Origin of the sequence: Haladaptatus sp. CMAA 1909, from assembly GCF_043952005.1 — an archaeon.
Taxonomy (GTDB): domain Archaea; phylum Halobacteriota; class Halobacteria; order Halobacteriales; family Haladaptataceae; genus Haladaptatus.
The window spans coordinates 2,595,342-2,616,063 of record NZ_JBIOAV010000001.1 but is presented as its reverse complement, the minus strand read 5'-3'; the positions used below and the strand labels follow the sequence as shown (position 1 = coordinate 2,616,063).

General features: G+C 62.2%; 28 protein-coding genes. 17 read left to right on the top strand and 11 right to left on the bottom strand.

The window, feature by feature from the left end:
* Positions 1 to 50 precede the first annotated feature (50 nt).
* Positions 51 to 836: an HAD-IIA family hydrolase gene (locus ACGYLY_RS14265; protein WP_395280931.1), complete on the top strand. Its 786-nt coding sequence runs from the start codon at positions 51 to 53 to the stop codon at positions 834 to 836.
* Positions 837 to 845: 9 nt separating this feature from the next.
* On the top strand, positions 846 to 2,375 hold the full coding sequence (locus tag ACGYLY_RS14260) for a DASH family cryptochrome (protein ID WP_395280932.1): 1,530 nt from the start codon (positions 846 to 848) through the stop codon (positions 2,373 to 2,375).
* 49 nt (positions 2,376 to 2,424) lie between these two features.
* Here the strand turns inward: ACGYLY_RS14260 and ACGYLY_RS14255 are convergent, their stop codons facing one another.
* The 4 genes from ACGYLY_RS14255 to ACGYLY_RS14240 all read right to left on the bottom strand — a co-directional run bounded on the left by ACGYLY_RS14255 (position 2,425) and on the right by ACGYLY_RS14240 (position 3,816).
* A complete protein-coding gene (locus tag ACGYLY_RS14255) occupies positions 2,425 to 2,601 on the bottom strand; it encodes a hypothetical protein (RefSeq protein WP_395280933.1) in 177 nt (58 codons plus the stop codon).
* Positions 2,602 to 2,697: 96 nt separating this feature from the next.
* A complete protein-coding gene (locus ACGYLY_RS14250; RefSeq protein WP_395280934.1) occupies positions 2,698 to 3,015 on the bottom strand; it encodes a HalOD1 output domain-containing protein in 318 nt (105 codons plus the stop codon).
* An 88-nt stretch (positions 3,016 to 3,103) separates the two neighbouring features.
* Positions 3,104 to 3,259 (bottom strand): helix-turn-helix domain-containing protein, encoded by a 156-nt coding sequence (locus ACGYLY_RS14245; RefSeq protein ID WP_395291257.1) that lies wholly within the window; start codon positions 3,257 to 3,259, stop codon positions 3,104 to 3,106.
* Between the two features lie 17 nt (positions 3,260 to 3,276).
* The gene (locus ACGYLY_RS14240; protein ID WP_395280935.1) at positions 3,277 to 3,816 is read right to left on the bottom strand and encodes a bacterio-opsin activator domain-containing protein; all 540 of its coding nucleotides are present in this window, start codon (positions 3,814 to 3,816) and stop codon (positions 3,277 to 3,279) included.
* A 209-nt stretch (positions 3,817 to 4,025) separates the two neighbouring features.
* Between ACGYLY_RS14240 and ACGYLY_RS14235 the strand changes: the two genes are divergently transcribed.
* The gene (locus ACGYLY_RS14235) at positions 4,026 to 5,066 is read left to right on the top strand and encodes a hypothetical protein (protein ID WP_395280936.1); all 1,041 of its coding nucleotides are present in this window, start codon (positions 4,026 to 4,028) and stop codon (positions 5,064 to 5,066) included.
* Between the two features lie 23 nt (positions 5,067 to 5,089).
* On the opposite strand, the gene ACGYLY_RS14230 is transcribed toward ACGYLY_RS14235, so the two are convergent.
* Positions 5,090 to 7,312: a PAS domain S-box protein gene (locus tag ACGYLY_RS14230; RefSeq protein WP_395280937.1), complete on the bottom strand. Its 2,223-nt coding sequence runs from the start codon at positions 7,310 to 7,312 to the stop codon at positions 5,090 to 5,092.
* Positions 7,313 to 7,484: 172 nt separating this feature from the next.
* Between ACGYLY_RS14230 and ACGYLY_RS14225 the strand changes: the two genes are divergently transcribed.
* Both ACGYLY_RS14225 and ACGYLY_RS14220 read left to right on the top strand, forming a co-directional pair.
* Positions 7,485 to 8,459 carry an aldo/keto reductase gene (locus ACGYLY_RS14225; protein ID WP_395284103.1) on the top strand — a complete coding sequence of 325 codons (975 nt, stop codon included), beginning with the start codon at positions 7,485 to 7,487 and terminating at the stop codon, positions 8,457 to 8,459.
* Between the two features lie 145 nt (positions 8,460 to 8,604).
* The gene (locus ACGYLY_RS14220; RefSeq protein ID WP_395280939.1) at positions 8,605 to 9,336 is read left to right on the top strand and encodes a DUF4396 domain-containing protein; all 732 of its coding nucleotides are present in this window, start codon (positions 8,605 to 8,607) and stop codon (positions 9,334 to 9,336) included.
* A 3-nt stretch (positions 9,337 to 9,339) separates the two neighbouring features.
* On the opposite strand, the gene ACGYLY_RS14215 is transcribed toward ACGYLY_RS14220, so the two are convergent.
* On the bottom strand, positions 9,340 to 9,516 hold the full coding sequence (locus ACGYLY_RS14215; protein WP_395280940.1) for an SHOCT domain-containing protein: 177 nt from the start codon (positions 9,514 to 9,516) through the stop codon (positions 9,340 to 9,342).
* A gap of 272 nt (positions 9,517 to 9,788) precedes the next feature.
* On the opposite strand from ACGYLY_RS14215, the gene ACGYLY_RS14210 reads away from it, so the two are divergent.
* Both ACGYLY_RS14210 and ACGYLY_RS14205 read left to right on the top strand, forming a co-directional pair.
* On the top strand, positions 9,789 to 10,472 hold the full coding sequence (locus ACGYLY_RS14210) for a haloacid dehalogenase type II (RefSeq protein WP_395280941.1): 684 nt from the start codon (positions 9,789 to 9,791) through the stop codon (positions 10,470 to 10,472).
* Between the two features lie 194 nt (positions 10,473 to 10,666).
* A complete protein-coding gene (locus ACGYLY_RS14205) occupies positions 10,667 to 10,798 on the top strand; it encodes a hypothetical protein (RefSeq protein WP_395280942.1) in 132 nt (43 codons plus the stop codon).
* 78 nt (positions 10,799 to 10,876) lie between these two features.
* Here the strand turns inward: ACGYLY_RS14205 and ACGYLY_RS14200 are convergent, their stop codons facing one another.
* Positions 10,877 to 11,557, bottom strand: a complete 681-nt coding sequence (locus tag ACGYLY_RS14200) for an MBL fold metallo-hydrolase (RefSeq protein WP_395280943.1) — start codon at positions 11,555 to 11,557, stop codon at positions 10,877 to 10,879.
* Positions 11,558 to 11,664: 107 nt separating this feature from the next.
* Between ACGYLY_RS14200 and ACGYLY_RS14195 the strand changes: the two genes are divergently transcribed.
* From ACGYLY_RS14195 to ACGYLY_RS14185, 3 genes are all read left to right on the top strand, one after another.
* Complete coding sequence (locus ACGYLY_RS14195; protein WP_395280944.1) at positions 11,665 to 12,105, top strand: hypothetical protein; 441 nt, start codon at positions 11,665 to 11,667, stop codon at positions 12,103 to 12,105.
* A gap of 57 nt (positions 12,106 to 12,162) precedes the next feature.
* Positions 12,163 to 12,639 (top strand): Lrp/AsnC family transcriptional regulator, encoded by a 477-nt coding sequence (locus ACGYLY_RS14190; protein WP_395280945.1) that lies wholly within the window; start codon positions 12,163 to 12,165, stop codon positions 12,637 to 12,639.
* 188 nt (positions 12,640 to 12,827) lie between these two features.
* Positions 12,828 to 13,205, top strand: a complete 378-nt coding sequence (locus tag ACGYLY_RS14185; protein WP_395280946.1) for a hypothetical protein — start codon at positions 12,828 to 12,830, stop codon at positions 13,203 to 13,205.
* A gap of 68 nt (positions 13,206 to 13,273) precedes the next feature.
* Here ACGYLY_RS14185 and ACGYLY_RS14180 read toward each other — a convergent pair whose 3' ends face one another.
* Entirely contained in the window at positions 13,274 to 13,690 is a 417-nt protein-coding gene (locus ACGYLY_RS14180) for a hypothetical protein (RefSeq protein ID WP_395280947.1), read from the bottom strand.
* 97 nt (positions 13,691 to 13,787) lie between these two features.
* On the opposite strand from ACGYLY_RS14180, the gene ACGYLY_RS14175 reads away from it, so the two are divergent.
* Together ACGYLY_RS14175 and ACGYLY_RS14170 are read left to right on the top strand one after the other, a co-directional pair.
* Positions 13,788 to 14,519, top strand: coding sequence for a sporulation protein (locus ACGYLY_RS14175; RefSeq protein WP_395280948.1), 732 nt, complete (start codon positions 13,788 to 13,790; stop codon positions 14,517 to 14,519).
* A gap of 13 nt (positions 14,520 to 14,532) precedes the next feature.
* Positions 14,533 to 14,970: a thioredoxin family protein gene (locus ACGYLY_RS14170; protein WP_395280949.1), complete on the top strand. Its 438-nt coding sequence runs from the start codon at positions 14,533 to 14,535 to the stop codon at positions 14,968 to 14,970.
* On the opposite strand, the gene ACGYLY_RS14165 is transcribed toward ACGYLY_RS14170, so the two are convergent.
* Positions 14,951 to 15,517, bottom strand: coding sequence for a hypothetical protein (locus tag ACGYLY_RS14165; protein ID WP_395280950.1), 567 nt, complete (start codon positions 15,515 to 15,517; stop codon positions 14,951 to 14,953). The two genes, ACGYLY_RS14170 and ACGYLY_RS14165, sit on opposite strands and share 20 nt — an antisense overlap.
* A 266-nt stretch (positions 15,518 to 15,783) precedes the next feature.
* Here ACGYLY_RS14165 and ACGYLY_RS14160 point away from each other — a divergent pair, with 266 nt between their 5' ends.
* Together ACGYLY_RS14160 and ACGYLY_RS14155 are read left to right on the top strand one after the other, a co-directional pair.
* Positions 15,784 to 16,032, top strand: a complete 249-nt coding sequence (locus tag ACGYLY_RS14160; RefSeq protein ID WP_231186921.1) for a twin-arginine translocase TatA/TatE family subunit — start codon at positions 15,784 to 15,786, stop codon at positions 16,030 to 16,032.
* 127 nt (positions 16,033 to 16,159) lie between these two features.
* The gene (locus ACGYLY_RS14155) at positions 16,160 to 16,486 is read left to right on the top strand and encodes a hypothetical protein (protein WP_395280952.1); all 327 of its coding nucleotides are present in this window, start codon (positions 16,160 to 16,162) and stop codon (positions 16,484 to 16,486) included.
* 1 nt (position 16,487) lies between these two features.
* Here the strand turns inward: ACGYLY_RS14155 and ggt are convergent, their stop codons facing one another.
* Positions 16,488 to 18,158, bottom strand: a complete 1,671-nt coding sequence (gene ggt / locus ACGYLY_RS14150) for a gamma-glutamyltransferase (RefSeq protein ID WP_395280953.1) — start codon at positions 18,156 to 18,158, stop codon at positions 16,488 to 16,490.
* Between the two features lie 87 nt (positions 18,159 to 18,245).
* Between ggt and ACGYLY_RS14145 the strand changes: the two genes are divergently transcribed.
* Together ACGYLY_RS14145 and ACGYLY_RS14140 are read left to right on the top strand one after the other, a co-directional pair.
* Positions 18,246 to 18,899 (top strand): DUF1028 domain-containing protein, encoded by a 654-nt coding sequence (locus ACGYLY_RS14145; RefSeq protein ID WP_395280954.1) that lies wholly within the window; start codon positions 18,246 to 18,248, stop codon positions 18,897 to 18,899.
* A gap of 99 nt (positions 18,900 to 18,998) precedes the next feature.
* Positions 18,999 to 19,247 carry a DUF1272 domain-containing protein gene (locus ACGYLY_RS14140; protein WP_395280955.1) on the top strand — a complete coding sequence of 83 codons (249 nt, stop codon included), beginning with the start codon at positions 18,999 to 19,001 and terminating at the stop codon, positions 19,245 to 19,247.
* A 36-nt stretch (positions 19,248 to 19,283) separates the two neighbouring features.
* Here the strand turns inward: ACGYLY_RS14140 and ACGYLY_RS14135 are convergent, their stop codons facing one another.
* Entirely contained in the window at positions 19,284 to 20,177 is an 894-nt protein-coding gene (locus ACGYLY_RS14135; RefSeq protein ID WP_395280956.1) for a hypothetical protein, read from the bottom strand.
* A 122-nt stretch (positions 20,178 to 20,299) separates the two neighbouring features.
* Here ACGYLY_RS14135 and ACGYLY_RS14130 point away from each other — a divergent pair, with 122 nt between their 5' ends.
* Positions 20,300 to 20,704: a DUF5788 family protein gene (locus tag ACGYLY_RS14130; RefSeq protein ID WP_395280958.1), complete on the top strand. Its 405-nt coding sequence runs from the start codon at positions 20,300 to 20,302 to the stop codon at positions 20,702 to 20,704.
* Positions 20,705 to 20,722 lie beyond the last annotated feature (18 nt).

The following is a 20,722-nucleotide window of genomic DNA, read 5'->3' as shown; positions in this document are numbered from 1 at the left end:
CCACCGCTCCACCGGACGACTCAACACCCCGGGGTCCGTCTACCCCGCCAATGGCGACCTATCGCGGCGCGGTTGTGGACGTGGATGGAACGCTCGTTCGCGGCGACGACGGCCTTCCCGGTGCGGGGGACGCCGTGAGAACGTTGCGAGAAGCGGGAATCACGCCGCTCTTCTTCTCGAACAATCCGACTCGACCGCCGGAACACTACGTCGACAGACTCGCGACGAATGGCATCGCCATCGACGCCGAGGAGGTACTCACCTCGGCGCTCGTCACGGCGGAGTTCCTCGAAGCCGAACACGCCGGACGGGACGTTTTCGTCGTCGGAGAGGCGTATCTCGGCGAGTTGCTCGAATCGCGCGGGTTCAGGGTTCGCGACGATCCGGATGTGGCCGATGTCGTCGTCGCGTCCATCGACCGCGCGTTCGACTACGAGGCGCTCACGGAGGCGTTCTGGGCGCTCGAAGACGGGGCACTGTTCGTCGGGACGGACCCGGACGTGACGATACCCGCCCGCGAGCGACTGGTTCCGGGGTCGGGTGCCATCCTCAACGCCATCGCGGGCGTTGCGGGGCGGGACCCGGACCACGTCCTCGGAAAGCCGTCGGCGGACGCGGGGCAGGCCGCGCTGTCCCACCTCGGCGTGTCGCCCGAGGAGTGTCTCGTCGTGGGCGACAGACTCGACACCGATATCGCACTCGGGGAGCGGATCGGCGCGACGACGGCGCTGGTCCGTTCGGGCGTGACGACGGCCGCGGACCTCGCCGAGTCGACGGTGACGCCGGACTACGTACTCGACTCAGTTAGGGAGATAGGCGAAGTACTCGCGGACTGAACGGACGGCATGGAAACCGCGCTCGTCTGGCTTCGGACCGACCTCCGCGTTCGTGACAATCGTGCGCTCGCCGCCGCAACTGATGCAGACCGACTCCTCTGCGTGTACTGCTTCGACCCACGGGCGTTCGGTTCGAGGGAGTACGGCGGGGAACGCTCGTTTCGATACACGAAGACGGGAAGCCACCGAACGCGATTTCTCCGGGAGAGCGTCGAAGCCCTCGGAGCGTCGCTCGGCGGGATGGGAAACGAACTGGTCGTTCGCCACGGACGGCCCGAGGAGGTCGTTCCGTCGCTCGCCGCGGCCATCGACGCCGACGTCGTGAGCTTCCACACCGCGCCGACGGCGGAGGAACGGGCCGTCGAGCACGCGGTGACGAGGGAAATCCGCGATTCGGAGACGCGTGGAGACACCGCTATCGAAGCGGTGTGGGGCCACACGCTCTATCATCCCGACGACCTGTCAGTACCGATCGCCGACATCGACGACACGTTCACGTCGTTTCGAGGGACGGTCGAGCGTTCCGACGCTGGGGTTCGCCCTCCCATCGAAGCGCCGACGACGCTTCCGCCGGTACCGGCTGAAGTCGGGGACGGTGGCGAAATCGAACCCGGAACGGTTCCGTCGTTCGTCGATCTCGGAGTGGAACCGGTGACGCCGGACGAACGAAGCGTCCTCGACTTCGAAGGCGGCGAAACGGCGGGGCTCGACCGGTTGGAACGGTACGTCTGGAAACGCGACCGTCTCCGCGGGTACAAGGAGACGCGAAACGGGCTGTTGGGGTCGGATTACTCCTCGAAGCTCTCGCCGTGGCTCAACTCGGGGTGCCTGTCGCCGCGGACGGTGTTCGAAACCGTCGAGCGATACGAGCGCGAGCGGGTCGAAAACGAATCGACCTACTGGCTCGTGTTCGAACTGCTGTGGCGGGATTTCTTCCAGTTTCAGTTCGCCAAACACGGAAATCAGTTCTTCAAGCGAGAGGGAATCCGTCGCCGGAACGTGGACTGGCGAAGCGGAGCGGAAGACGGAGACAGCGGAAACGGTGGAGACGGGGAAACCGAGACGGGAGGCGACGGAAAAACCGAATTCGAGCGCTGGAAGCGCGGCGAGACCGGCATCCCGTTCGTCGACGCCAACATGCGGGAGTTGAACGGGACCGGATACATGTCGAACCGCGGGCGGCAGAACGTCGCCAGCGTACTGGCGAACGACCTCCGCATCGACTGGCGAAAGGGGGCGGCGTACTTCGAAACGACGCTCGTGGATTACGACCCGGCGAGCAACTACGGCAACTGGGCGTACGTCGCGGGCGTCGGCAACGATTCACGAAACCGCTCGTTCGACGTGCAGTGGCAGGCCGGCCGGTACGACCCGGATGCGACGTACGTCAAGTACTGGCTCCCGGAACTACGGGACGTGCCCGACGAGAAAGCACACGAACCGTGGCGACTCACCCCCGAGGAACAGGACAGATACGGCGTCACGCTCGGTGAGGAGTATCCGAAACCGTTGGCCAGATGGTTGGCCTCGAACGGCTAGAGATGCCGTTTTCGGTCGGGACGTCTCGGATGGCCTCGGTTCGAGGCCATCACTCCCCCGTTTGCCAGATTTCGACGTCCCAGTTCGGAACGTCGGACGACGGGGATTCGATCAGCCATCCGCCTTCGACGTCGATATCGTTTCGATGGGCGGCCGCCAGCGCCGCCTCCAAAACGGCGGTGAATCGGTCGGAGGAGTCGATCTCGATGTCAGTTTCGTCCGTCATAGCTGTTTTCGTCGAAAAAGTACGTCACGTGGCCTTCGATTGGCGGCGTTCCTCCCGTTCGGCGGCCGAAGCGTGCACGTCGGTAGTGTTTCCATGTCATTCGTTTCGGTAGCGGGTGTCCAATACGGAGATGAGACCGTCGCTGTTCACCGCGATATCGTACTCGTCCACCTCGAACTCGACGACGACTCGTCCGCTTCGACGTCGTCCGTTCAGTTTCGGGCCGACGATACGCTCCAACGCGTCCAAATCGATGCTGAAGTAGAGTGGGTCCATATCGAGCGGGTCGATGGAAGCGACGGTCGAAACCGCGTCCACGACCGCGTCACTGACCGTGGCGTAGTCCCCGCTTTCGAATACGACCGGCTCGTGTCGCCGTTCGTCGGTGTAATCACGTTCATAGTTACGTTCCATAGTTGTAAGGAGGCGGTAGCAGGTCGTCAGTCCCCCCGTTCACTACGTGCGTCTTTATCAGGGGGCAGCAACACGCGAGAAGATGGTATCAGTGACCGAGTGCTTTCTCGACGAGTCGCTTCAACGCCCGCCGGATTCGTCGACCCAGCGCCGAAGAGGAGACGTCAGCGCTAGCGGCGAGTTCCTGCAAGGTCACAGCACGCGGGTCGTCGAAGTAGCCCCGCTCGTACGCCGTCTCGAGTATATCGTGCTGCCTCCCTGTCAGGCCAAAATTCGTCCGTCGCCCCCCATCGGTTTCGACGTAGAGGGTTTCGACCCGGAACGAAACGCCCTCGTTCCGACAGTGCTCCCGAAACGCGACCAGCGCGTCTTTATCGGGGAGTTGTAATTGAAGCTCCCACCCTTTTCCGTCGCTTCGGACGTTGAGAATCTGTACCCCAACTCCGCGAGCGTCGGCGTGACGGTTTTCGCGGACTCCTCGATTCGAACCCGGTAGATCCGTTGTGACCCGTAATCGGCAACGAGACGGGGATTCGAGACGGTCGGGTCACCATCCAAAGCGTCGTCGAATCCGTCCAAATCGACCCCTTCGACGGAAAAGAAGAGGAGTAGCTCGGAGTCGGTCTGAACCGGTTGGAATTCACGGTGAATAGTCACGTCGGGCCGTTCGCATATCGTTCGCGCCAGCGCGAGGTCGGAGTGACTGATGTGAACCTCGGCGAGGACCATCGCTACGCTCGCGCTCCCTTGTCCGTCCGGGGTGCGTCGTCGAGAAAGGGAGAGGTGTCGGAGGACCTCCAAGAACGGGGCGAGAGATCATCAACTTCGAACATTTTTCTACCATTCATCTTGGAAGAGGGATAAGCGTCATCGCTAATCGTTTTGTGTCGGCGATACGAGCACCATCGGAATCCAGCGCGTTTCTGGACGAGACGGAGGGAGGGATCGGCGGTTTAGTGATTGAAATATGATAGAAAACGTTGTCCCGGTCGCCCACGATTTCCGAAGGGATGACACTCTACGAGTCAGTCGCGGACCTGTCGCTCGAAATCGACTCCTGCTCGTTCGAACCGCACGAACGCGAGACGTCGAGTGATTTCACGCGCGTCACGACCGAAATCACCCTCCGTGGCGGCGGCGAAATCGGAAAGGGCGAGGACGTGACGTACGACGCGGAGGACCAGCGCGGATTGGAAGAGTTGGAATTCGAATTGACCGGTTCCTACACCCTCGACGAGTTCTCGGCGGAGCTATCGAAACTCGACCTGTTCCCCGTCGGACCGTCACGGGAGGACTTCCGACACTACCGCCAGTGGGCATTCGAGAGCGCGGCGCTCGACCTCGCGCTTCGGCAGGCCGACACGGACCTCGCGTCGCTCCTCGACCGCACGCCCGAACAGGTGCGGTTCGTCGTGAGTACGCGGTTGGGCGACCCGCCGAGCGCCGAGCGGGTACGCGATTGGCTCGATATCGATCCCGAGTTGGGGTTCAAACTCGACGCCACGCCGGAGTGGGACGACGAACTCGTCTCGGAACTGGCCGCGACGGAGCGGGTCCGCATCGTGGACATGAAAGCGGAGTACGGTGAGGCCGAGGTGGGTCAATCCCCGAACGCGGAACTGTACCAGCGCGTCGCCGACGCGTTGCCGGACGCCGTCATCGAGGACCCCGCGTACACCGACGAAACCGCGGCCGTTCTCGATTCCGCGAGCGAGCGCGTGTCGTGGGATGCACCGATCACAGGCGTCGAAAGCATCGAATCGCGCCCGTTCGAACCGCGATGGCTGAACATCAAGCCGTCGCGCTTCGGAAGCGTGGAATCGCTGTTCGACGCGCTCGATTACTGTGCCGAACGGGGGGTTCGCCTGTACGGCGGCGGGCAGTTCGAACTCGGCGTCGGCCGCGGACAGATTCAACTGTTGGCGTCGTTGTTCTACCCGGACGGACCGAACGACGTCGCTCCGCGGGGATACAACGATCCGGAACCGAACGCCGGGTTACAGTCGAGTCCGCTGCCAGCACCGACCGTGGACGGGTTTCGGCGGCTGTAGTTCGGGGAAGGGGATCCATGGGACTACTGGATCCCGCAAATCCGAAACCGAGCCCCGCCGTCCGGTCCGTCGCGAACGGAGATAGACCACCCGTGTGCATTGGCGATGGTTGAGACTATCGACCGCCCCAATCCCGACCCGTCCCGTACCGTCGTGTACCCGTGTTCGAACACGGCCTCGCGGTCTTCGGGCGGGATTCCGGGACCGTCGTCCTCCACGAAAAAGCCGTCCGCCAGTTCGCCGACGCGAACGGTCGTCTCGTCCCCGGCGTGTTCGACGGCGTTCCGAAACAGGTTTTCGAACAGTTCCTGCAGACGGCCGGGGTCGGCATCGAGAGTGCCGAGTTTGTCCACGACGAGCACGCTTTCGCAGGTGTCGACGCTCGACCACGCCTGTCGTACGATCTTCGGGAGTTCGACCGACTCCGTTTCGTTGACGACGTGTCCCTCTCGTGCCAACGTCAATAGGTCGGCGATCAGGGTTTCCATGCGGTCGAGGGCGTTTTCGGATTTCTCGAAGTGAACGTCCTCCTCGCGCTCTCTGGCGAGTTCGAGGTGTCCCTGTGCGACGTTCAACGGGTTGCGCAAGTCGTGGGAGATGACGCTGGCGAACTCCTCCAACCGCTCGTTCTGCCGCTGGAGTTCCTGTTTTCGCTGTTTTCGCTTCGTCACGTCGCGGGCCGAGCCGAGAAACGCCCGTTCGCCGTCGTACGTGATGACTCGGACGCTGAATTCGACGTGATGGATGTCACCTTCCTTGGTTTCGACGCGTGCTTCGTAGTGAGGGAAGCGTTCGCCCCGACCTCGACCGCTCGCGATTCGCCGTACCTCCTCGCGGTCGTCCGGGTGTATCAACTCCCAGATCTCCATCCCCATGAGTTCGTCACGGGTGTACCCGGACAGCGCGCACACACGCTGGTTTATGAACTCGAACTTGTCGTTGCGGTAGATGTAAATCGCGTCGTGGCTCTGTTCGACCAGCGTGCGATACTTCTCCTCGCTTTCGCGGAGGGCGGTCTGTGAACCGATTCGACGAAGCGCTTCCACGGTGTGTGAAAGCAACAGTTCGGCCAGTTCGGCGTCGTCTTGGTCGAAGGAAGCGACGTCGCGGGACCCCGCCTGAAAGATACCCACGTCGCCGATGGGGACGCTGAGGAGGGAGCGATACTCCGCCTGTGCCGGAACCGCATCCGACTCCGTTCGCACGTCGTCGAGGACGTAGGTTTCTCCGTTCTGGTGTGTTTTTCCGGCGATACCCTCGTCGATACGGAGTTCGGTGTACCCGTCGTCCGTCATGCCGGTCGAAATCGCGGCCGGGACGAAGTGGTCGCCCTCGATGAGATCGACGCCGCAGATGTCGAACTGGAGGATGCTTTCCGCGGCCTCGACGGTCAACTCACAGATGTCGGTCGTCGTCTGGCACGTCTCCATCTCGGATGCGACCTCGTGGAGTTCCTCGATTCGTCGTTTCTCATCGCGGAGTTCCTTCTTGACGTGTTCGTGTTCCTCGATACTCCGGAAGACGCCGACCGTCCCCCGAAACACGTCGTCGTGAACGAGTAATCCGATTCGACCTTCGCACGAGATGGTCCGCCCGTCCGCCGTATGGAGTATCGCCCGTATCGTGCCGACGTCGTCGCCGCCATCGAGGAGGTCCTTGATGAGGCGTGTGCCACGCTTCACGCTCTCCTCAGCCAGCAGGAGTGATACGTGTTGGCCGAGTAGTTCGTCGCGTTCGTACCCGGAGATATCGACGAGCGTATCGTTGACGGCGGTCATGTACCCGTTCGGATCCAGCGTGTACACGCCGTCACCCATCGCCTGCACGATGGATCGATAGTGGTTGAATCGTCGGTTCGGTCCGTTCGTATCGGACAGATGCACCAACCGTTCCGCTCTCTCTACGAGCGTCTCCGCGTCCGTTTCCTCGGCGCGGAGATAATCGCTCACGCCGGCGGAAATGGCTTCGCTGGCGATTCGTTCGCTTCCGGATTCGGTGTAGAGGAGGAACGGAAGGTCGGCCCACTTCTTTCTAACCGCGTGTAACAGTTCGATGCCGTCGGATTCTGGAAGCATGTGAGCGCTGAGAACGCAGTCGATATGATATTCGTCCAATATATCGAGTGCTTCGTCGGCGGATTGTGCCTCCAAAACGAAGAGATCGTCTGCGACTTCGGAGAGACGATCCGAGGAAACACCCGCATCCGAGAGAGGGTTAACGGATAGTACGCGGATGTCATCGATCATTGTTTCAGCTTCTCTGTCAACTATCGTATTCGTTTCCTAATAATTAGTATTATCGAAATCAATGGCGTCGTTTGAGCCGAATTGGGCAATTCTGAACGTGAAGGCGACCGCTTTTGCCGAACGAATCACCGTTGCCCGTAGCTTTTTGCTCGGCGGAAGCGAGCGAACGTACATGGAGTACACGACGCTCGGCGACACCGGAATGGAAGTCAGCCGCATCTGTCTCGGCTGTATGAGCTTCGGGTCGAGCGACTGGCGCGAGTGGGTGCTCGACGAGGAGGAAAGCATGCCCATCATCGACCGCGCCATCGACCTCGGTATCAACTTCTTCGATACGGCGAACATGTACTCGGTGGGCGAAAGCGAGCGAATCCTCGGGAAGGCACTGGACGGCCGACGCGACGAGATGGTCGTCGCCACGAAGGGCTACTTCCAGATGAACGAGGACGACCCGAACTCCGGAGGATTGTCGCGGAAGGCCATCGAGCAGGAACTCGACAACTCCCGCGAGCGACTCGGGATGGATACCATCGACCTCTACCAGATTCACCGCTGGGACCCCGACACGCCCATCGAAACCACCATGCGGGCGCTGGACGATGCGGTTCGACGCGAGAAGGTGCGCTACCTTGGCGCGAGTTCGATGTGGGCACACCAACTCGCCGAGGCGCTGTACGCAAGCGAGCGGATCGGACTGGACTGGTTCGTCACGATGCAGAACCACTACAACCTCACGTATCGAGAGGAGGAACGCGAGATGCTGCCGCTCTGTGAGAAGGAAGGGATGGGCGTCATCCCGTGGAGTCCGCTGGCCCGTGGCTACCTCACCCGTCCACACGAGGCGTTCGAGGACACCACCCGCGGTAAGACGGACGACTACGCTCACGAACACCCCTACGCTGAAGGCGGCGGCGACGAAATCAACGAGCGCGTGCAGGAACTCGCCGACGGGAAGGGCGTCACGATGGCGCAAATCGCGCTGGCGTGGCTCTTCCACAAAGACGTCGTGGACGCACCCATCGTCGGGACGACCAGCATCGAACACTTGGAGGAGGCCGTCGAAGCGCTCGACATCGACCTCTCTTCGGGCGACATGGAGTATCTCGAAGAGCCCTACGAACCGGTTCGCGTGTCCGGCCACCAATAGCAAAGACGACAGAAACCACTAGTCGGGTGTGGATTGGATTTCCGGCGTTTCGACGGCCCGTTTTTCGCCTCGATTAGCCGGAACGGTATAAAAGCGCCATCACATACGTTCCAATCCGACCGCGGTAAAGAGAGGTGTTCATCGTATGCAACTCACACATGTTCGAAAGGAGGTGGAACACGCGTTCGAACCAGTGAGAAATCTGTTGAAACCCATACTGTCGAGTCCGACGATGCTCGGGATCTGGGGACTCCTTCTCCTCGTCTGTGTCGGCATCCTCTGGTGGGACATCCGGAAGCGAAACGAAGCGCTCCCGTCGCTGATGAAGTTCGTCTGGACGCTCGTGGTGCTGTACTCCGGGCCGTTCGGGTTGGCTATCTACTGGTTCGCCGGACGAACGCAAATCTCTCACGACTCGCTCTGGCGTCGCGGTTTTCGCTCGACCGCCCACTGTTACTCCGGATGTGGAGCGGGAGAGGTCGTCGGAATGGTCTCCATCGCGGGCGCGCTCGCCATCGGAAGCACGCTCGTGCAGGCCGTGGGGACGTTCGCTCTCGCGTACACCTTCGGCTACGCGCTGACGATGGGACCGCTGATGCAGGAAGGCGAAGGGTTCGGATCGGCCTTCAGGGACGCCTTCTACAGCGAGACACCGTCGATAACCGTCATGGAAATCACGGCCATCGGCACCGACCTCCTGTTGGCGGGAGGAGCGAAATTCGGCGAGCTTCTGTTCTGGGGATCGCTCGTCTTCTCGCTCTCGGTCGGATTCCTGTTCGCCTACCCCGTGAACGCCGCGCTCGTCCGATTCGGGGTCAAGGAGGGGATGATGAACCCAAAGGAGATGCGGGACGATAGCGGCCACACTGCGGACTGACCGTCAGTCCTCGCCGCGGAGTCGCTCCCGTCGCCGTTCGAACTCCTCTTCCGAGATGTCGCCGCGAGCGTACGCCATCCGGAGTTCGGAAAGCGCGGGGTCGGTTCCGAACTCGCCGTCACGAAGTATTCGGTAGACGAGAACGCCGAGGGCGACGAGGAGACCGAATGGAAGGAGCATGATCAGCCACCCCCCAGACGGACATCGCGCCGTATCCGCCGTACCGGCCACCCATCATCCATCCGCCCATCATCGGGAAGGCGAAGAACATCACCAGCATCGGTATGAACAGCAGGACGAGAAGCGCGACGACGAGGAGTCGAAGGAGCGAATCGCCCGTTGTCGTGGTCATAGCGGCCGTACGACGGGGAAATTGATAATCGTACTGTCGCCTTCCCCCGACGCTCAAGCCCCCAGCGGTTAACTCGTCGCCACCCAAACCGACTCGACACATGGCCTTCGATTTCGACCGCGTTTCGACGGTGACGTTCGACTCGTACAGTACGCTGGTAGACGTGGACGCCGCGGAGAAAGCGCTCGCCGAGCGCGTTTCCGACCCGGAACCGGTATCGAAACTCTGGCGCGCCCGCTCGCTCGAATACACCTTCGTCGCGAACCACGTGGACGCCTACCAGCCGTTCTACGAGATGAATCGCGACGCGCTCGAATACGCCCTTTCGGTCCACGACGCCGACGTCTCGAACGAGGAGCGCGACGAAATCCTCGCCGTCTACCACGAACTCGACGTGTTCGACGACGTTCGGGACGGCATCGAGCGGTTGCGTGACGGCGGCTACGACTGCTACGTCGTCTCCAACGGCAACCCCGAGATGCTCGAATCGATGGTCGAACAAGCGGACATCGGTGACCTGCTTTCGGACACCATCAGCGCCGACGAGGTGGCGACGTTCAAACCCGACGCGGAACTGTATCGCCACGCCGCGGACAGAATCGGCACGCCGATAGCGGAACTCGCCCACGTCACCGCCGGGTGGTTCGACGTGCTGGGCGCGAGCCACGCCGGGATGCAGGGCGTGTGGCTGAACCGGAAGGACGTGCCGTGGGAACCGTTCGACGGCGAACCGGACCTGACCGTCCATTCGCTGCACGACTTCGCCGACGAACTCGGCGTGTGAGCGGGGAAGTGGAGAAGTCGGGTGAGGAAGTCGGATGGAGAAGTCGGATGAAGTTGCCCACCGACGATGGTGATTGCAGTCGCTAGGGACCACCCACCGCCCGCTCCCCTCGCGGACGCAAAACGTCCGCTCGGTCCGCCCGGCGTCCCACCCCGATAGGGAAGCGGACGGTGTGTGAGAGACGGAAATCCCTGATGCCGATATCGGACGATTGCTCGTCCGGCCGAAACGGGGCGGGAGACGAGGCAGAGCGAGGGACGCTTCGCGTCCCGAGCGAAGCCGAAAATCGGGGGTGGGTGGACCCCATCGATTGGAGTTACGGCTGAAAGGAACCGATAGTTTCGAACGGGAGCGCGTACGCTGGAGGCGAGAAACGATACTACAACGAGAAACGTCGAAACGCGTCACAATCGCCGAGCCAACGACGCGAGCGCGTCCGACCCGCCGCGCAGAATCGGCGTACCGTGGCCCATACAGAGGAGGTCGAACGGCGGAACGGAACCGGCGAACGCCCGAATACTGCGCTTGATTTCCCCGGTGTCGTAGGAGTCCCACCATTTGGGTGGCGTGAGCGTCCCGTCGCGCTCCCAGACGAGGTCGCCGAGGAGACCGAGTCTCAACCGCTCGTGGACGTAGACCGTGTGGCCCGGATTGTGGCCGGGTGTATGGTAGGCCGTGAACTCGCCGACTCGCGTGCCGTTCGAGACGGGGCGCACGTCGAACCGGGACGGAATCGAAACGACCCGGCGGGCGAAACGGTGGAACGCGCCCTTGTGGTGGAAGAGCGGCGGGTCGTACGTCCCGGTGAGGAGGGCCGCATCCCGCTCGCCGACGAACACCGGGACGTCGCGAACGGGGAGGTCACGGAGGCCACCGATGTGGTCGATGTCGTAGTGTGTGACCAGCACGCGGTCGATGTCGCCGGCGTCGTGGCCCGCGTCGCGGAGTTCACGGCACAAGCCGAATCGTGGCAAACCCGCGTCCACGAGCGTCACCTCGCCGTCATCTACGAGAAAGGCGTTCGCGCCGACGACGGGGACCGCGAGTTCGAGCACCCATACGCCGGGAGCGAGTCGCCGGGCCATACCGGGACGACGGCGCGGGGACACTTAACGTTCGAACCCCATCGAGCGTTCGAATCAGGTGGAGGGGAGCCGAAACGCCTTCCCGCACGAAACGCCCAGTGTGGGGCATGCGATTCGAAGCGGTCGGTGCAGGGGTGCTGGTCGAACTGCTCGCGGTCGCCGTCGGCGCGACGATACCCCTCCCGCGAAGCGTCCGTACGTCGGCGGCGGTTGCCCTCCTCGGCGTCGGTCTCGCGGGGGGATACGTCGCCGGATGGTTCGCGGGAGGAAACTGGCGCGACGGACTTCACCACGGCCTGGTTTCGGGAGTGATCGGCGGCGCGATGCTCGCGGTCGTCCTCGGCTATACGATGTCGACGCCGGGGAGCGAGGTGGGCGCGATGTGGGGGATGAACTACCTGATAGCGACCGGCGGCATCCCGCTCTGGATCGCCGCGTACGACGCGCAACTCGGCATCGCTCTCCCACTCCTCGCGGGGACGATCATCGCAGCGGAAGGTGCGATCGCGGGCGGCGCGGCGGGAACCGTGAGCGTCGAACCGCCGTAGGAATCGGACGGCGAAACCGACACAAGCCTCATCACCGAAAACGCTGTTGTCCCGTTCATGGGCCCGATTCAACTCGACGACGTTGACCGGGGAATACTCCACGCGCTTCAACGGGACGCACGAAACAGCACGGCGGCCGAGATGGGGGAAACCGTCGGCGTGTCGGCGAGCACCGTCAGGAACCGAATCCAACGATTGGAGGAGGCCGGAGTCATCAAGGGATACAACCCGGATATCGACTACGAGCAGGCCAACTATCAGCTACACGTCATTATCGTCTGCCGCGCACCCCCGTCCGAGCGGTCGGAACTCGCCGACCGGGTGATGGGAGTGCCCGGAGTCGTCACCGTCCGGGAACTGTTGACCGGAACCGAAAACCTGCACGTCGAGGCTGTCGCCGCCGACTCCGATACGGCCGATTCGATAACCGAACGGGTACACGAACTCGGGATGGACATCGTGAGTACGGACATCGTGAAGACCGAACACGTCCGGCCGTTCGACCACTTCGGTGAGGAAGTTACCGATGAGTGATCCGTGACAGCGGCCGCGAACGTCCACGGACTCGTTCTGCCCCCGAACCGAACGTGATTTCGTCCGAGTCGGTCCGTGACTCGGATTGTGAAAACCAGCACGAAATCGGAGGAGTCCTGTTGAATTCGTACCGTACGAGGTGTGGTTTCCGCAACGACGTTTTCCGTTGGGAGGGCATTACTAGAGGTATGATTGTGGATTCCAAAATCGACGAGTTCAGCGATCCGCCGCCCGACGGGCTATCCGTCGATACGGTACTGCGCCTGTTCGGGGAGCGACGGCGACGCCTCATCGTAAAACGCCTGAATCAGCACGATGTGGCGCTCCCGTTAGCGGATGTGGCGAAAGAAGTCGTAGCGGAGGAAAACGATGTCGCGCTTGCCGAAACCGACGACGACGAGGTCTTGTCCGTCTATCAGAACCTCTACCACAACGACATCCCCCGGCTGGCGGACCACGATGTCGTGGAGTACGAACGGGAGAAGGACGTGGTTCGGCTATCGGGAGATTCGGAGCGACTGCTAGAACTGCTCGCTATCCTCGAATGCGACGAAGACGGAACGTGATACAACTCCTACAGTGAGTTCGATAGAGGAAGGTCCACGTTCGACCATCGACTGTCCACCGAAACGGTCTATTTGAGTTCGACGGAGATAGCGGACCGGAGGTCGTTTGCCGCCCGAACGTACCGAGTTTCACTTCCACGAATCACGTCGAAAAGGAGAAACGAGACGACGAGTCGACCCCCCGTGAGCGTAGCGCGGAGGACCGGTCCGCGACTGGTAACGACGACGTACGGCGGCGCGGGGACCGGCCGCGCTGGAAGCGAAAATCCGGCGGCAGCGACCGCCGCCGAGAGCAGGTCCGGGAATCGTGCCATCAACCCCGTTTCCCGAAGTTCCCGCGAGAGCGGTCCGACGACGGCGTTTCGGGAGGTGGTCGAGTCGCCGTCCCAGCCCTCCGCAACTCGGTCGGCACAGCGCAGCGTCGCAACGGTCGTCTCCTTTCCCTCGGAACGAAGATACTCACGGACGCGCTCCGGCACGGACATCGCTCGAAGGAGCGATACGGAGGCACAAAGTCGTGTCGAACGGTATCGACTCGCATCGAGAAAGCTTATATCGGAAATGGAGCAAGTGTCCGGTGGAATGAAACGAATTCTCTCCCGCGTTGGCATTGGTTCCGCTCGCGTCGATACCGTCCTCCCGAAAACTACGCTCTCGGCCGGTGAATCGGTCGACGCCGAAGTTCGCGTCGAAGGTGGCTCCGCCGAACAGGAAGTCGACGCCATCTATTTCGCGCTGTTGACAAGGTACGAAACCGACGACAGCGTACGGACCGGCGTCATCGACAAGTTCCACGTCGCCGACCCGTTCACCGTCGGCCCGGACGAGGAGCGGACGTTCCACGTCACCATCGACGTCCCCCTCGATACGCCCATCACGGCCGGTCGGACGGACGTGTGGCTCGAAACCGGCCTCGACATCGACTGGTCGGTGGATCCCGACGACCGGGACCCGATTCAGGTCGAACCCGGCCCGAAACTCGGCGCGTTCATGGATGCGCTCGACTCGCTCGGATTCAGGCTCCGAAAAGCCCAGTGCGAGCAGGCACCTGGTTCGATTTTCGCTGGACGGTTCGTACAGGAGTTGGAGTTCGTCCCGCACGCCGGACCCTTCGCCGGAAAACTCGACGAACTCGAAGTCGTCGCCACCGAAACCGAAACGGGCCTGGACGTGAAGCTGGAAATCGACCGCCGCGGCGGTCTCCTCTCCGAGATGGCCGACATCGACGAGCGGTGGTCACAGCTCTCGTTCGCGAACGAGGGAGCGCGGGAGATGGAGACGAAGCTCCGTTCGGAAATCGAACGACACGCGTAAGCGACGACCGGGAATGGGGAACTCGGGATCCCGGAAACGAATCCTCCAAGTGCACGGCACACCTAGTTCGGCCGTGAACGAGGACGACACGAAGCCGCTGCGAGTCGAAGACGGCGACGAACTCGACCGGGCAATCGACGACCACGACCTCCTCTTGGTCGATTGCTACACGAACGGCTGTGGCCTCTGTCAGGCCATCGAACCCGTCGTCGGGAACGTCGCTCGCGTGACCGACGCCACGGTTGTGATGGTCAATCCCGGCGACGACCTCTCGTTGGTCGAACGCTACGACGTTCGGAGCGTACCGACCCTGTTACTGTTCGAGGAGGGCGAACTCGTCGCTCGGATGGCGGACGGGTTTCAGGGGACGGAAGCGGTGGTCGAGTTCGTCGAAGAGGGGAGCGTAACCGCGAAAGAAGAGCGTACGGCGATTAGCGACGCAGGAACGTGACCGCGACTGCCGTAACGGTCGCCAGCACGACCGGATACGCGGCACCGATGACAGCCGATTTGAGGAGGTCCGGTTGCGCCGTGATCGAGTCGACGTGAAGGGTGAGCATGAGCGCGACGAGGACGGCGACCACCGCGTAGCCGACGGTGATGCTCGCGCCGGAGTAAACGATGGTTTCGACGGGGTCATCCATCCGATTGCGCGAGGAGAACACGGCACTCGTCGCGAGGAGCGAAACGATCGGAATCAGGAAGTACACGAACGATGGCACGGCCGGATTCGTGGCCTCGGTGATGTAGTTGTACGATTGGTTCCCGACGGCGATCGAGATGAAGTGAGCGTTGTAGAAGGCGAACCCGAACCACTTGAGTTGGACACCGAGCGTTCCCTCGACGTTCGCGGGGCCGACGACGAACAGCGCGGCGACGAGTAGATAGCCGACGAGATACGCGAGGAGACCGAACGTGACCCCGCGAGTGCAAAACGACGCGAGGGTATTTTTCGGTAGTTTCTGCGTTCCCGTTTCCGACGAAGTTGGTGACTCCATATCCAGTTTCGCGCCGGAGCAATTGTATAAACGTTGTGATTTGTCCAGATACATATCTGAATGTTCGTGATAGACCGGTCGGTAAAAGTACGACATAGGCACCCAACTGGTAGTTTTTGGATGGTGATGGATATCATGGGACGAGTAGTGAAAGATATCAGTCATTATTTCGAAGGGCCGTCGACGCCGCGTCCGAACAAACGGATGTTAACAGTTGACACGAGGCAAAAAGCCTATAAATAACCATCCGGTATCGTTTAACACAGATGGTAGTTGAAATGATTCCGCTGTTCGGGCCGGTTCCCGGTGGGATGGAGCTCGCGGTGATTCTGCTCATCGCGGTCCTCCTGTTCGGTGCAAACAAGATTCCAAAACTCGCGCGTTCCACGGGCGAGGCCATGGGCGAGTTCAAGAAAGGTCGCGAGGAAGTCGAGACGGAACTCGCAGAGATGCGGGAGTCCGGTAGCGAAACCGAGCAGAACCCGTCGGTCGAAACCGAAGCGGAAGCACAATAACGGATTTTGGGGGGCAGGGGAACACCCGGCCCGAACCGGATTTTTTCGCCGTCAGATATCGAGCGACGGCAGCGAATCTCTATCCCTGACCACAACGGAAAAGTCACTCACCCGCAAACCGGATGGTATGTCCGAGAACACGACGGACGAGGAATCGGAAGCCGAAACCGAGAACGCGGGGAGTTCCGGGTCGGGACTCAAAACGCTCGCCCTCATCGGGGTTTCCTTCATCGCGGGCTACATCCTCGGGAAGAGCCAGAGCGAATCGAGCCTCGGCGACGAACTGGAGGAACTCGGCGAGTCGGGGACCGGCCCGATGGAAATCGAGATTCACGACACCGACGTCGGTACGACGACGGAATCCGCCGAGGAACCGGAGGAAGCGGCAGACGAAGACGGCGATGACGAAGAGGCGGCGGATGCGGAGAGCGACGATGAAGAGGAAGAAGAGTAGTTCAGTACCCGGAGGCGTTCCCGTCCTTCCGCGGTTCGGTCGCGCCCGAGAGGACGCCGTTATCGTTTCTCACGATCTGTGCGCCGCCGAAGAGCACCGGCGCGAGAACGCGAACGTCGTGTCCTTTTCGGGTGAGTTTCGTGGCGAGGTTGCCGTCCATCCTCCCCTCGACGGCGAGGGTGCCGTCCTCGCGGTAGCGCCAGCGCGGTTCGTCGAGTGCGGCCTGTAGCGGCAGGTCGTAGTCCACGATGTTCGAGACGACTTGGACGTGGCCCTGCGGTTGCATGTAGCCTCCCATCACGCCGAAGGCGGCCCAGTCGTCGTCGTCGAATTTTGCGAGCGCCGGAATCAGGGTGTGGAACGGACGCTTTCCGGGTTCGAGGTGGTTCGGATGGTCGGGGTCGAGCGAGAAGGACGCACCGCGGTTCTGGAGCGCGATGCCGGTGTCCCCGGCGACCAGTCCGGAGCCGAACCCGGCAAAGCGGGAGTTGATGAACGAGACGACGTTCCCCTCGTCGTCCGCGACGCAGAGGAGAACGGTGTCGGCGTCCTCCGCGTTCGCGTCGGGGACGCCGAACGAGACGTCGTGGTTCGCGCTCTCGCCGACGTGTTCGGCCCGCTTCTTCGCCCACGAGTCGGACGCCAGCGGCGGAACTTCCTCGTACTCGGGGTCGGTGATGTACCGGTGGCCGTCGTGGAACGCGAGTTTCATCGCCTCAGCGAAGTAGTGGACGCGTTCGGGGGAGTCGATGGGGTGGTCGTTCGCGCCGAGTTCGTCGGCGATGTTGAGCGCCTCCAACGCGATGAGCCCCTGATTGTTCGGCGGCAGTTCGTAGATCTCCGCGCCGTTGTACGTCGTCGAAACCGGGTCGGGGAATTCGGGTTCGAACGACGCGAGGTCCTCGACGGTGAGGAAGCCGCCCTGCGACTGGACCTCCGCCGCGATTTTCTCCGCGATGTCGCCTTCGTACAGCACGTCCGCACCCTCCTCCGCGATTCGACGGAGACTTTCGCCGAGGCGGGGAAGCGCCATGGTTTCACCCGCTTTCGGTGCCGTGCCGTCTTTCAGATACGCCTCGCGGGCGTGGTCGGTTTTGAAGAGCGTTTCCGCGCCGACCCAGTGGGAGGCGATGACCTCCGATACCGGATAGCCACCGATGGCGTAGTCGATGGCGGGTTGGAGCGAGTCACCGAGGGAGAGGTTTCCGAACCGCTGGATCGTCGCTTCCCATCCGCGCGCGGTTCCGGGGACGGTGACGGCGTGCGGTCCGAGGAACGGCATGCCGAGGTCGTCGGTGTCCTCCGTTCCGTCCACGGCGTAGCCCCGGTTCTCGGGGTACCACTCCGTCGGGTCGTCGCGTTCCTTCAACGACGTTCGAACGTTTTCGATGGTCGCCTCGGCGGGCGCACCGCCACAGCTCCGCATCGCGCCGACGTCGCCATCCGCGGTGCGATACAGCGCGAACACGTCGCCGCCGAGTCCGGTACTCGTCGGTTCGACGACGTTGAGCGCGGCGGCGGTGGCGACGGCGGCATCGAAGGCGTTCCCCCCCTGCTGCAGAATCGAGACGCCCGCTTGCGAAGCGAGCGGTTGACTGGTGGCGACGACGCCGTTGGGCGCGTACACGGTCGATCGTCGCGAAGTAAACCTGTCCAAATCGGGTTGCGTCATACCATGTCATACTCGGAAGCGTGCCTAAAATACATACCAAATAGGTCCGGGGTGTGTCTTATCCGGGTGTGAACGAATAGCATACCAATGACGTTCTCCATCTGCGTCAGGGAGGAACGGGCGGAAGGATTCAGTTTCGGCGTCGCCGTCGCCACGGATGCACCCGCCGTCGGCGCGCTCGCACCGTGTGTCACTCACGACGGGGTCATCAGCACGCAGAGCTTCGTCAACGTCCGTCTCGGGCGTCGGGGCGTCGCGCTCCTCCCCGACCTCGGCGTCGACGACGCGCTGTCCGGATTGCTCGAACAGGACGACCACAGCCACCTCCGGCAGGTACACGGACTCGACGCGCGTGGGAACGCCTTCGCCCACTCCGGGGACGGCTGTGACGGCTGGTTCGGGCATCAGGTTCACGAGGAAAGCGACCTCACCGTGGCCGGGAACATGCTCGTCGGCGAGGAAACGCTGGACGCGCTGGCAGAGACGTTCGCGGAGGGTGACGACGAGGACCTCGTGTCCCGACTCATCGACGCCCTCGCGGCGGGAAAAAACGCGGGGGGCGACAAACGCGGGCACACCTCGGCGGCGGTGATGGTCAAAGCGCCGCGAACGACCGCCTTCCACGATTTACGGGTCGACGCCCACGAGGAACCCATCGCCGAGCTCCGGCGCGTCTACGAGACGACGAGGGATGCGAGCGACGGCTTCAGCGAGTCCTCGAAGGAACGGATCTTCGACTGAATCGGCGACGATTCGGCTCCGTTCGCCGCTCGAACGAGTATCGCGTAGCTCTCAGCTCACCAAGACTTAACCGTCCGATGCACCTCTCTCCGGGTAACGATGGGATTGTTCAAGAACATCGGCCGGAAAGTCGAGGAGTTCAAGCGGACTTCGGAGTCGGTCGCGGCCGAGGAGGCGAGTTACGAGTGTACGGACTGCGGAAAGCGCCTCTACACCAGTCACGACGAGTGTCCCGAATGCGGTGGTCCCGTGGTTTCGCGGGGTGGCGAGTCGGAAACGAGCGACGACGGCGAAGGGGAAGCGACCACCGACGACGACAACGAATCGGAACCGGCCGACGACGAGTAGGACATCAGCCGCCGGTTCGACGGAGGGGACGCACAGTCAGCAGTTGCGCGGTTTTTCGGCGGCCGACCCCGCTATCGCGGTCGAGACCACGGTGCCGTCCCGGTCCAGCGTGAGCGAGAGGGTTTCGTCCTCCAGATTCACGTCCACTCCCAGTCGGAGCGGGTCCGTGGACAGCACCGTCTCGTGGCCGGGCGTGCAAAACTCCAGCGTCCAGAACGGAGTGGTCTGGACATCGACTCCCCGGTCGTAGTAGAAACTCGTCACGGCGGGATGACTGGCGAGGAACATCCCGACCGGGATTCCGTGATGGAACCCGCACCGACGACAAAGGCCGTGGTAGTGGTACCGTTCGGATTCTTCGGGTATCGTCTCGACTCTCCCCTCGACGTACCCCTGACACTCCGAACAGATTCCGCGACGGGTGAGCGACCCCCATCGGTTTTCGAGAAACGCGATTCGCTCGACGATTTCCTCCTCGTCTCCCTCCGGGTGCGATTCGAGGAGGCTCGGCGGTATCGAAAGCGGGACGGAATGCTCGTCGGTCCCGCAGGTGAGCCACAGGATGCCGTCCTCGTAGCGGAGTTGCAATGGGTCGTCACAGCGACTGCAATGGCCGGGTGCCTCCACCGGCCCCCACGTCCGTTCGGTGTCGAAGACGCCGGAGGAGATGGCCGAAACGACCGACATCCCGATACGCGAGAGTCTGTATCCCGGCGAACCCTTTACGACCAGTCTCCCGAGTTGGTCGAGATGGTAGTTGAAATTTCCGTTATCACGGATGCCGACGGCCTCCTGAAGTTCGCTGTACGCGAGCCACGGATCGGTCGGCGAATCGGAGTGTGCGTCCGCAAGCGCCCGCAGGATGTCGACCCGAGTCGAGTTGGTCACCGAGTCGAGGACCTCGGTCGCGTTCGATTCGCCGTCGCTCATCGTTCGGGGGTTCGGCCCTCGGAAGGAAAACGTTGGTGTCAGTTTTGAGTGAGAAATTCGTTGCTCCGAACGCATTTTTCGTTGTCAGTTCAACTGACGGATGAGGCCGAACCACCCAAGCCATGAACGAACGACAACGACGACGGCTTCTCGACCGAATTCAGCGCCCCTCGGCAACCGTCGGGAAGCAGATGGTCGACGAACTCACGATACAAGGCACGACGATAGACGTACAGGAGTTCGTCTTCGAGTGCAAGCGCCTCGAAGCGATTCCCGAGAGCGAACGCGCCGCCGTAGAGGAGATGAAGACGAAACTCAAACGGGAGCGTCTCGCCAGAAAACAGAGAATCGAACGCGAGGAGATGACGGAAGAAGAGGGGGAGCGACTCGTCCGGAGCATCCACGGAATCGACCGCGCCCTCAACGCACTGGAGGGGTTGGACTCCCCGAGCATCGAGGAGGAGATGCGACTGAAAAAACTGAAAGACGCGAGGGAACTCCTTTCCCTCATCAGACAGAGTCAGTAACGGGATACCGTGGATTAT

Excerpts from the sequence above, each read along its gene's own strand:
- ACGYLY_RS14265 (WP_395280931.1), top strand. The coding sequence starts at position 51 with ATGGCGACCTATCGCGGCGCGGTTGTGGACGTGGATGGAACGCTCGTT.
- ACGYLY_RS14260 (WP_395280932.1), top strand. The coding sequence starts at position 846 with ATGGAAACCGCGCTCGTCTGGCTTCGGACCGACCTCCGCGTTCGTGAC.
- ACGYLY_RS14255 (WP_395280933.1), bottom strand. The coding sequence starts at position 2,601 with ATGACGGACGAAACTGACATCGAGATCGACTCCTCCGACCGATTCACC.
- ACGYLY_RS14250 (WP_395280934.1), bottom strand. The coding sequence starts at position 3,015 with ATGGAACGTAACTATGAACGTGATTACACCGACGAACGGCGACACGAG.
- ACGYLY_RS14235 (WP_395280936.1), top strand. The coding sequence starts at position 4,026 with ATGACACTCTACGAGTCAGTCGCGGACCTGTCGCTCGAAATCGACTCC.
- ACGYLY_RS14230 (WP_395280937.1), bottom strand. The coding sequence starts at position 7,312 with ATGATCGATGACATCCGCGTACTATCCGTTAACCCTCTCTCGGATGCG.
- ACGYLY_RS14225 (WP_395284103.1), top strand. The coding sequence starts at position 7,485 with ATGGAGTACACGACGCTCGGCGACACCGGAATGGAAGTCAGCCGCATC.
- ACGYLY_RS14220 (WP_395280939.1), top strand. The coding sequence starts at position 8,605 with ATGCAACTCACACATGTTCGAAAGGAGGTGGAACACGCGTTCGAACCA.
- ACGYLY_RS14215 (WP_395280940.1), bottom strand. The coding sequence starts at position 9,516 with ATGCTCCTTCCATTCGGTCTCCTCGTCGCCCTCGGCGTTCTCGTCTAC.
- ACGYLY_RS14210 (WP_395280941.1), top strand. The coding sequence starts at position 9,789 with ATGGCCTTCGATTTCGACCGCGTTTCGACGGTGACGTTCGACTCGTAC.
- ACGYLY_RS14205 (WP_395280942.1), top strand. The coding sequence starts at position 10,667 with ATGCCGATATCGGACGATTGCTCGTCCGGCCGAAACGGGGCGGGAGAC.
- ACGYLY_RS14200 (WP_395280943.1), bottom strand. The coding sequence starts at position 11,557 with ATGGCCCGGCGACTCGCTCCCGGCGTATGGGTGCTCGAACTCGCGGTC.
- ACGYLY_RS14195 (WP_395280944.1), top strand. The coding sequence starts at position 11,665 with ATGCGATTCGAAGCGGTCGGTGCAGGGGTGCTGGTCGAACTGCTCGCG.
- ACGYLY_RS14190 (WP_395280945.1), top strand. The coding sequence starts at position 12,163 with ATGGGCCCGATTCAACTCGACGACGTTGACCGGGGAATACTCCACGCG.
- ACGYLY_RS14185 (WP_395280946.1), top strand. The coding sequence starts at position 12,828 with ATGATTGTGGATTCCAAAATCGACGAGTTCAGCGATCCGCCGCCCGAC.
- ACGYLY_RS14180 (WP_395280947.1), bottom strand. The coding sequence starts at position 13,690 with ATGTCCGTGCCGGAGCGCGTCCGTGAGTATCTTCGTTCCGAGGGAAAG.
- ACGYLY_RS14175 (WP_395280948.1), top strand. The coding sequence starts at position 13,788 with ATGAAACGAATTCTCTCCCGCGTTGGCATTGGTTCCGCTCGCGTCGAT.
- ACGYLY_RS14170 (WP_395280949.1), top strand. The coding sequence starts at position 14,533 with ATGGGGAACTCGGGATCCCGGAAACGAATCCTCCAAGTGCACGGCACA.
- ACGYLY_RS14165 (WP_395280950.1), bottom strand. The coding sequence starts at position 15,517 with ATGGAGTCACCAACTTCGTCGGAAACGGGAACGCAGAAACTACCGAAA.
- ACGYLY_RS14160 (WP_231186921.1), top strand. The coding sequence starts at position 15,784 with ATGGTAGTTGAAATGATTCCGCTGTTCGGGCCGGTTCCCGGTGGGATG.
- ACGYLY_RS14155 (WP_395280952.1), top strand. The coding sequence starts at position 16,160 with ATGTCCGAGAACACGACGGACGAGGAATCGGAAGCCGAAACCGAGAAC.
- ggt (WP_395280953.1), bottom strand. The coding sequence starts at position 18,158 with ATGACGCAACCCGATTTGGACAGGTTTACTTCGCGACGATCGACCGTG.
- ACGYLY_RS14145 (WP_395280954.1), top strand. The coding sequence starts at position 18,246 with ATGACGTTCTCCATCTGCGTCAGGGAGGAACGGGCGGAAGGATTCAGT.
- ACGYLY_RS14140 (WP_395280955.1), top strand. The coding sequence starts at position 18,999 with ATGGGATTGTTCAAGAACATCGGCCGGAAAGTCGAGGAGTTCAAGCGG.
- ACGYLY_RS14135 (WP_395280956.1), bottom strand. The coding sequence starts at position 20,177 with ATGAGCGACGGCGAATCGAACGCGACCGAGGTCCTCGACTCGGTGACC.
- ACGYLY_RS14130 (WP_395280958.1), top strand. The coding sequence starts at position 20,300 with ATGAACGAACGACAACGACGACGGCTTCTCGACCGAATTCAGCGCCCC.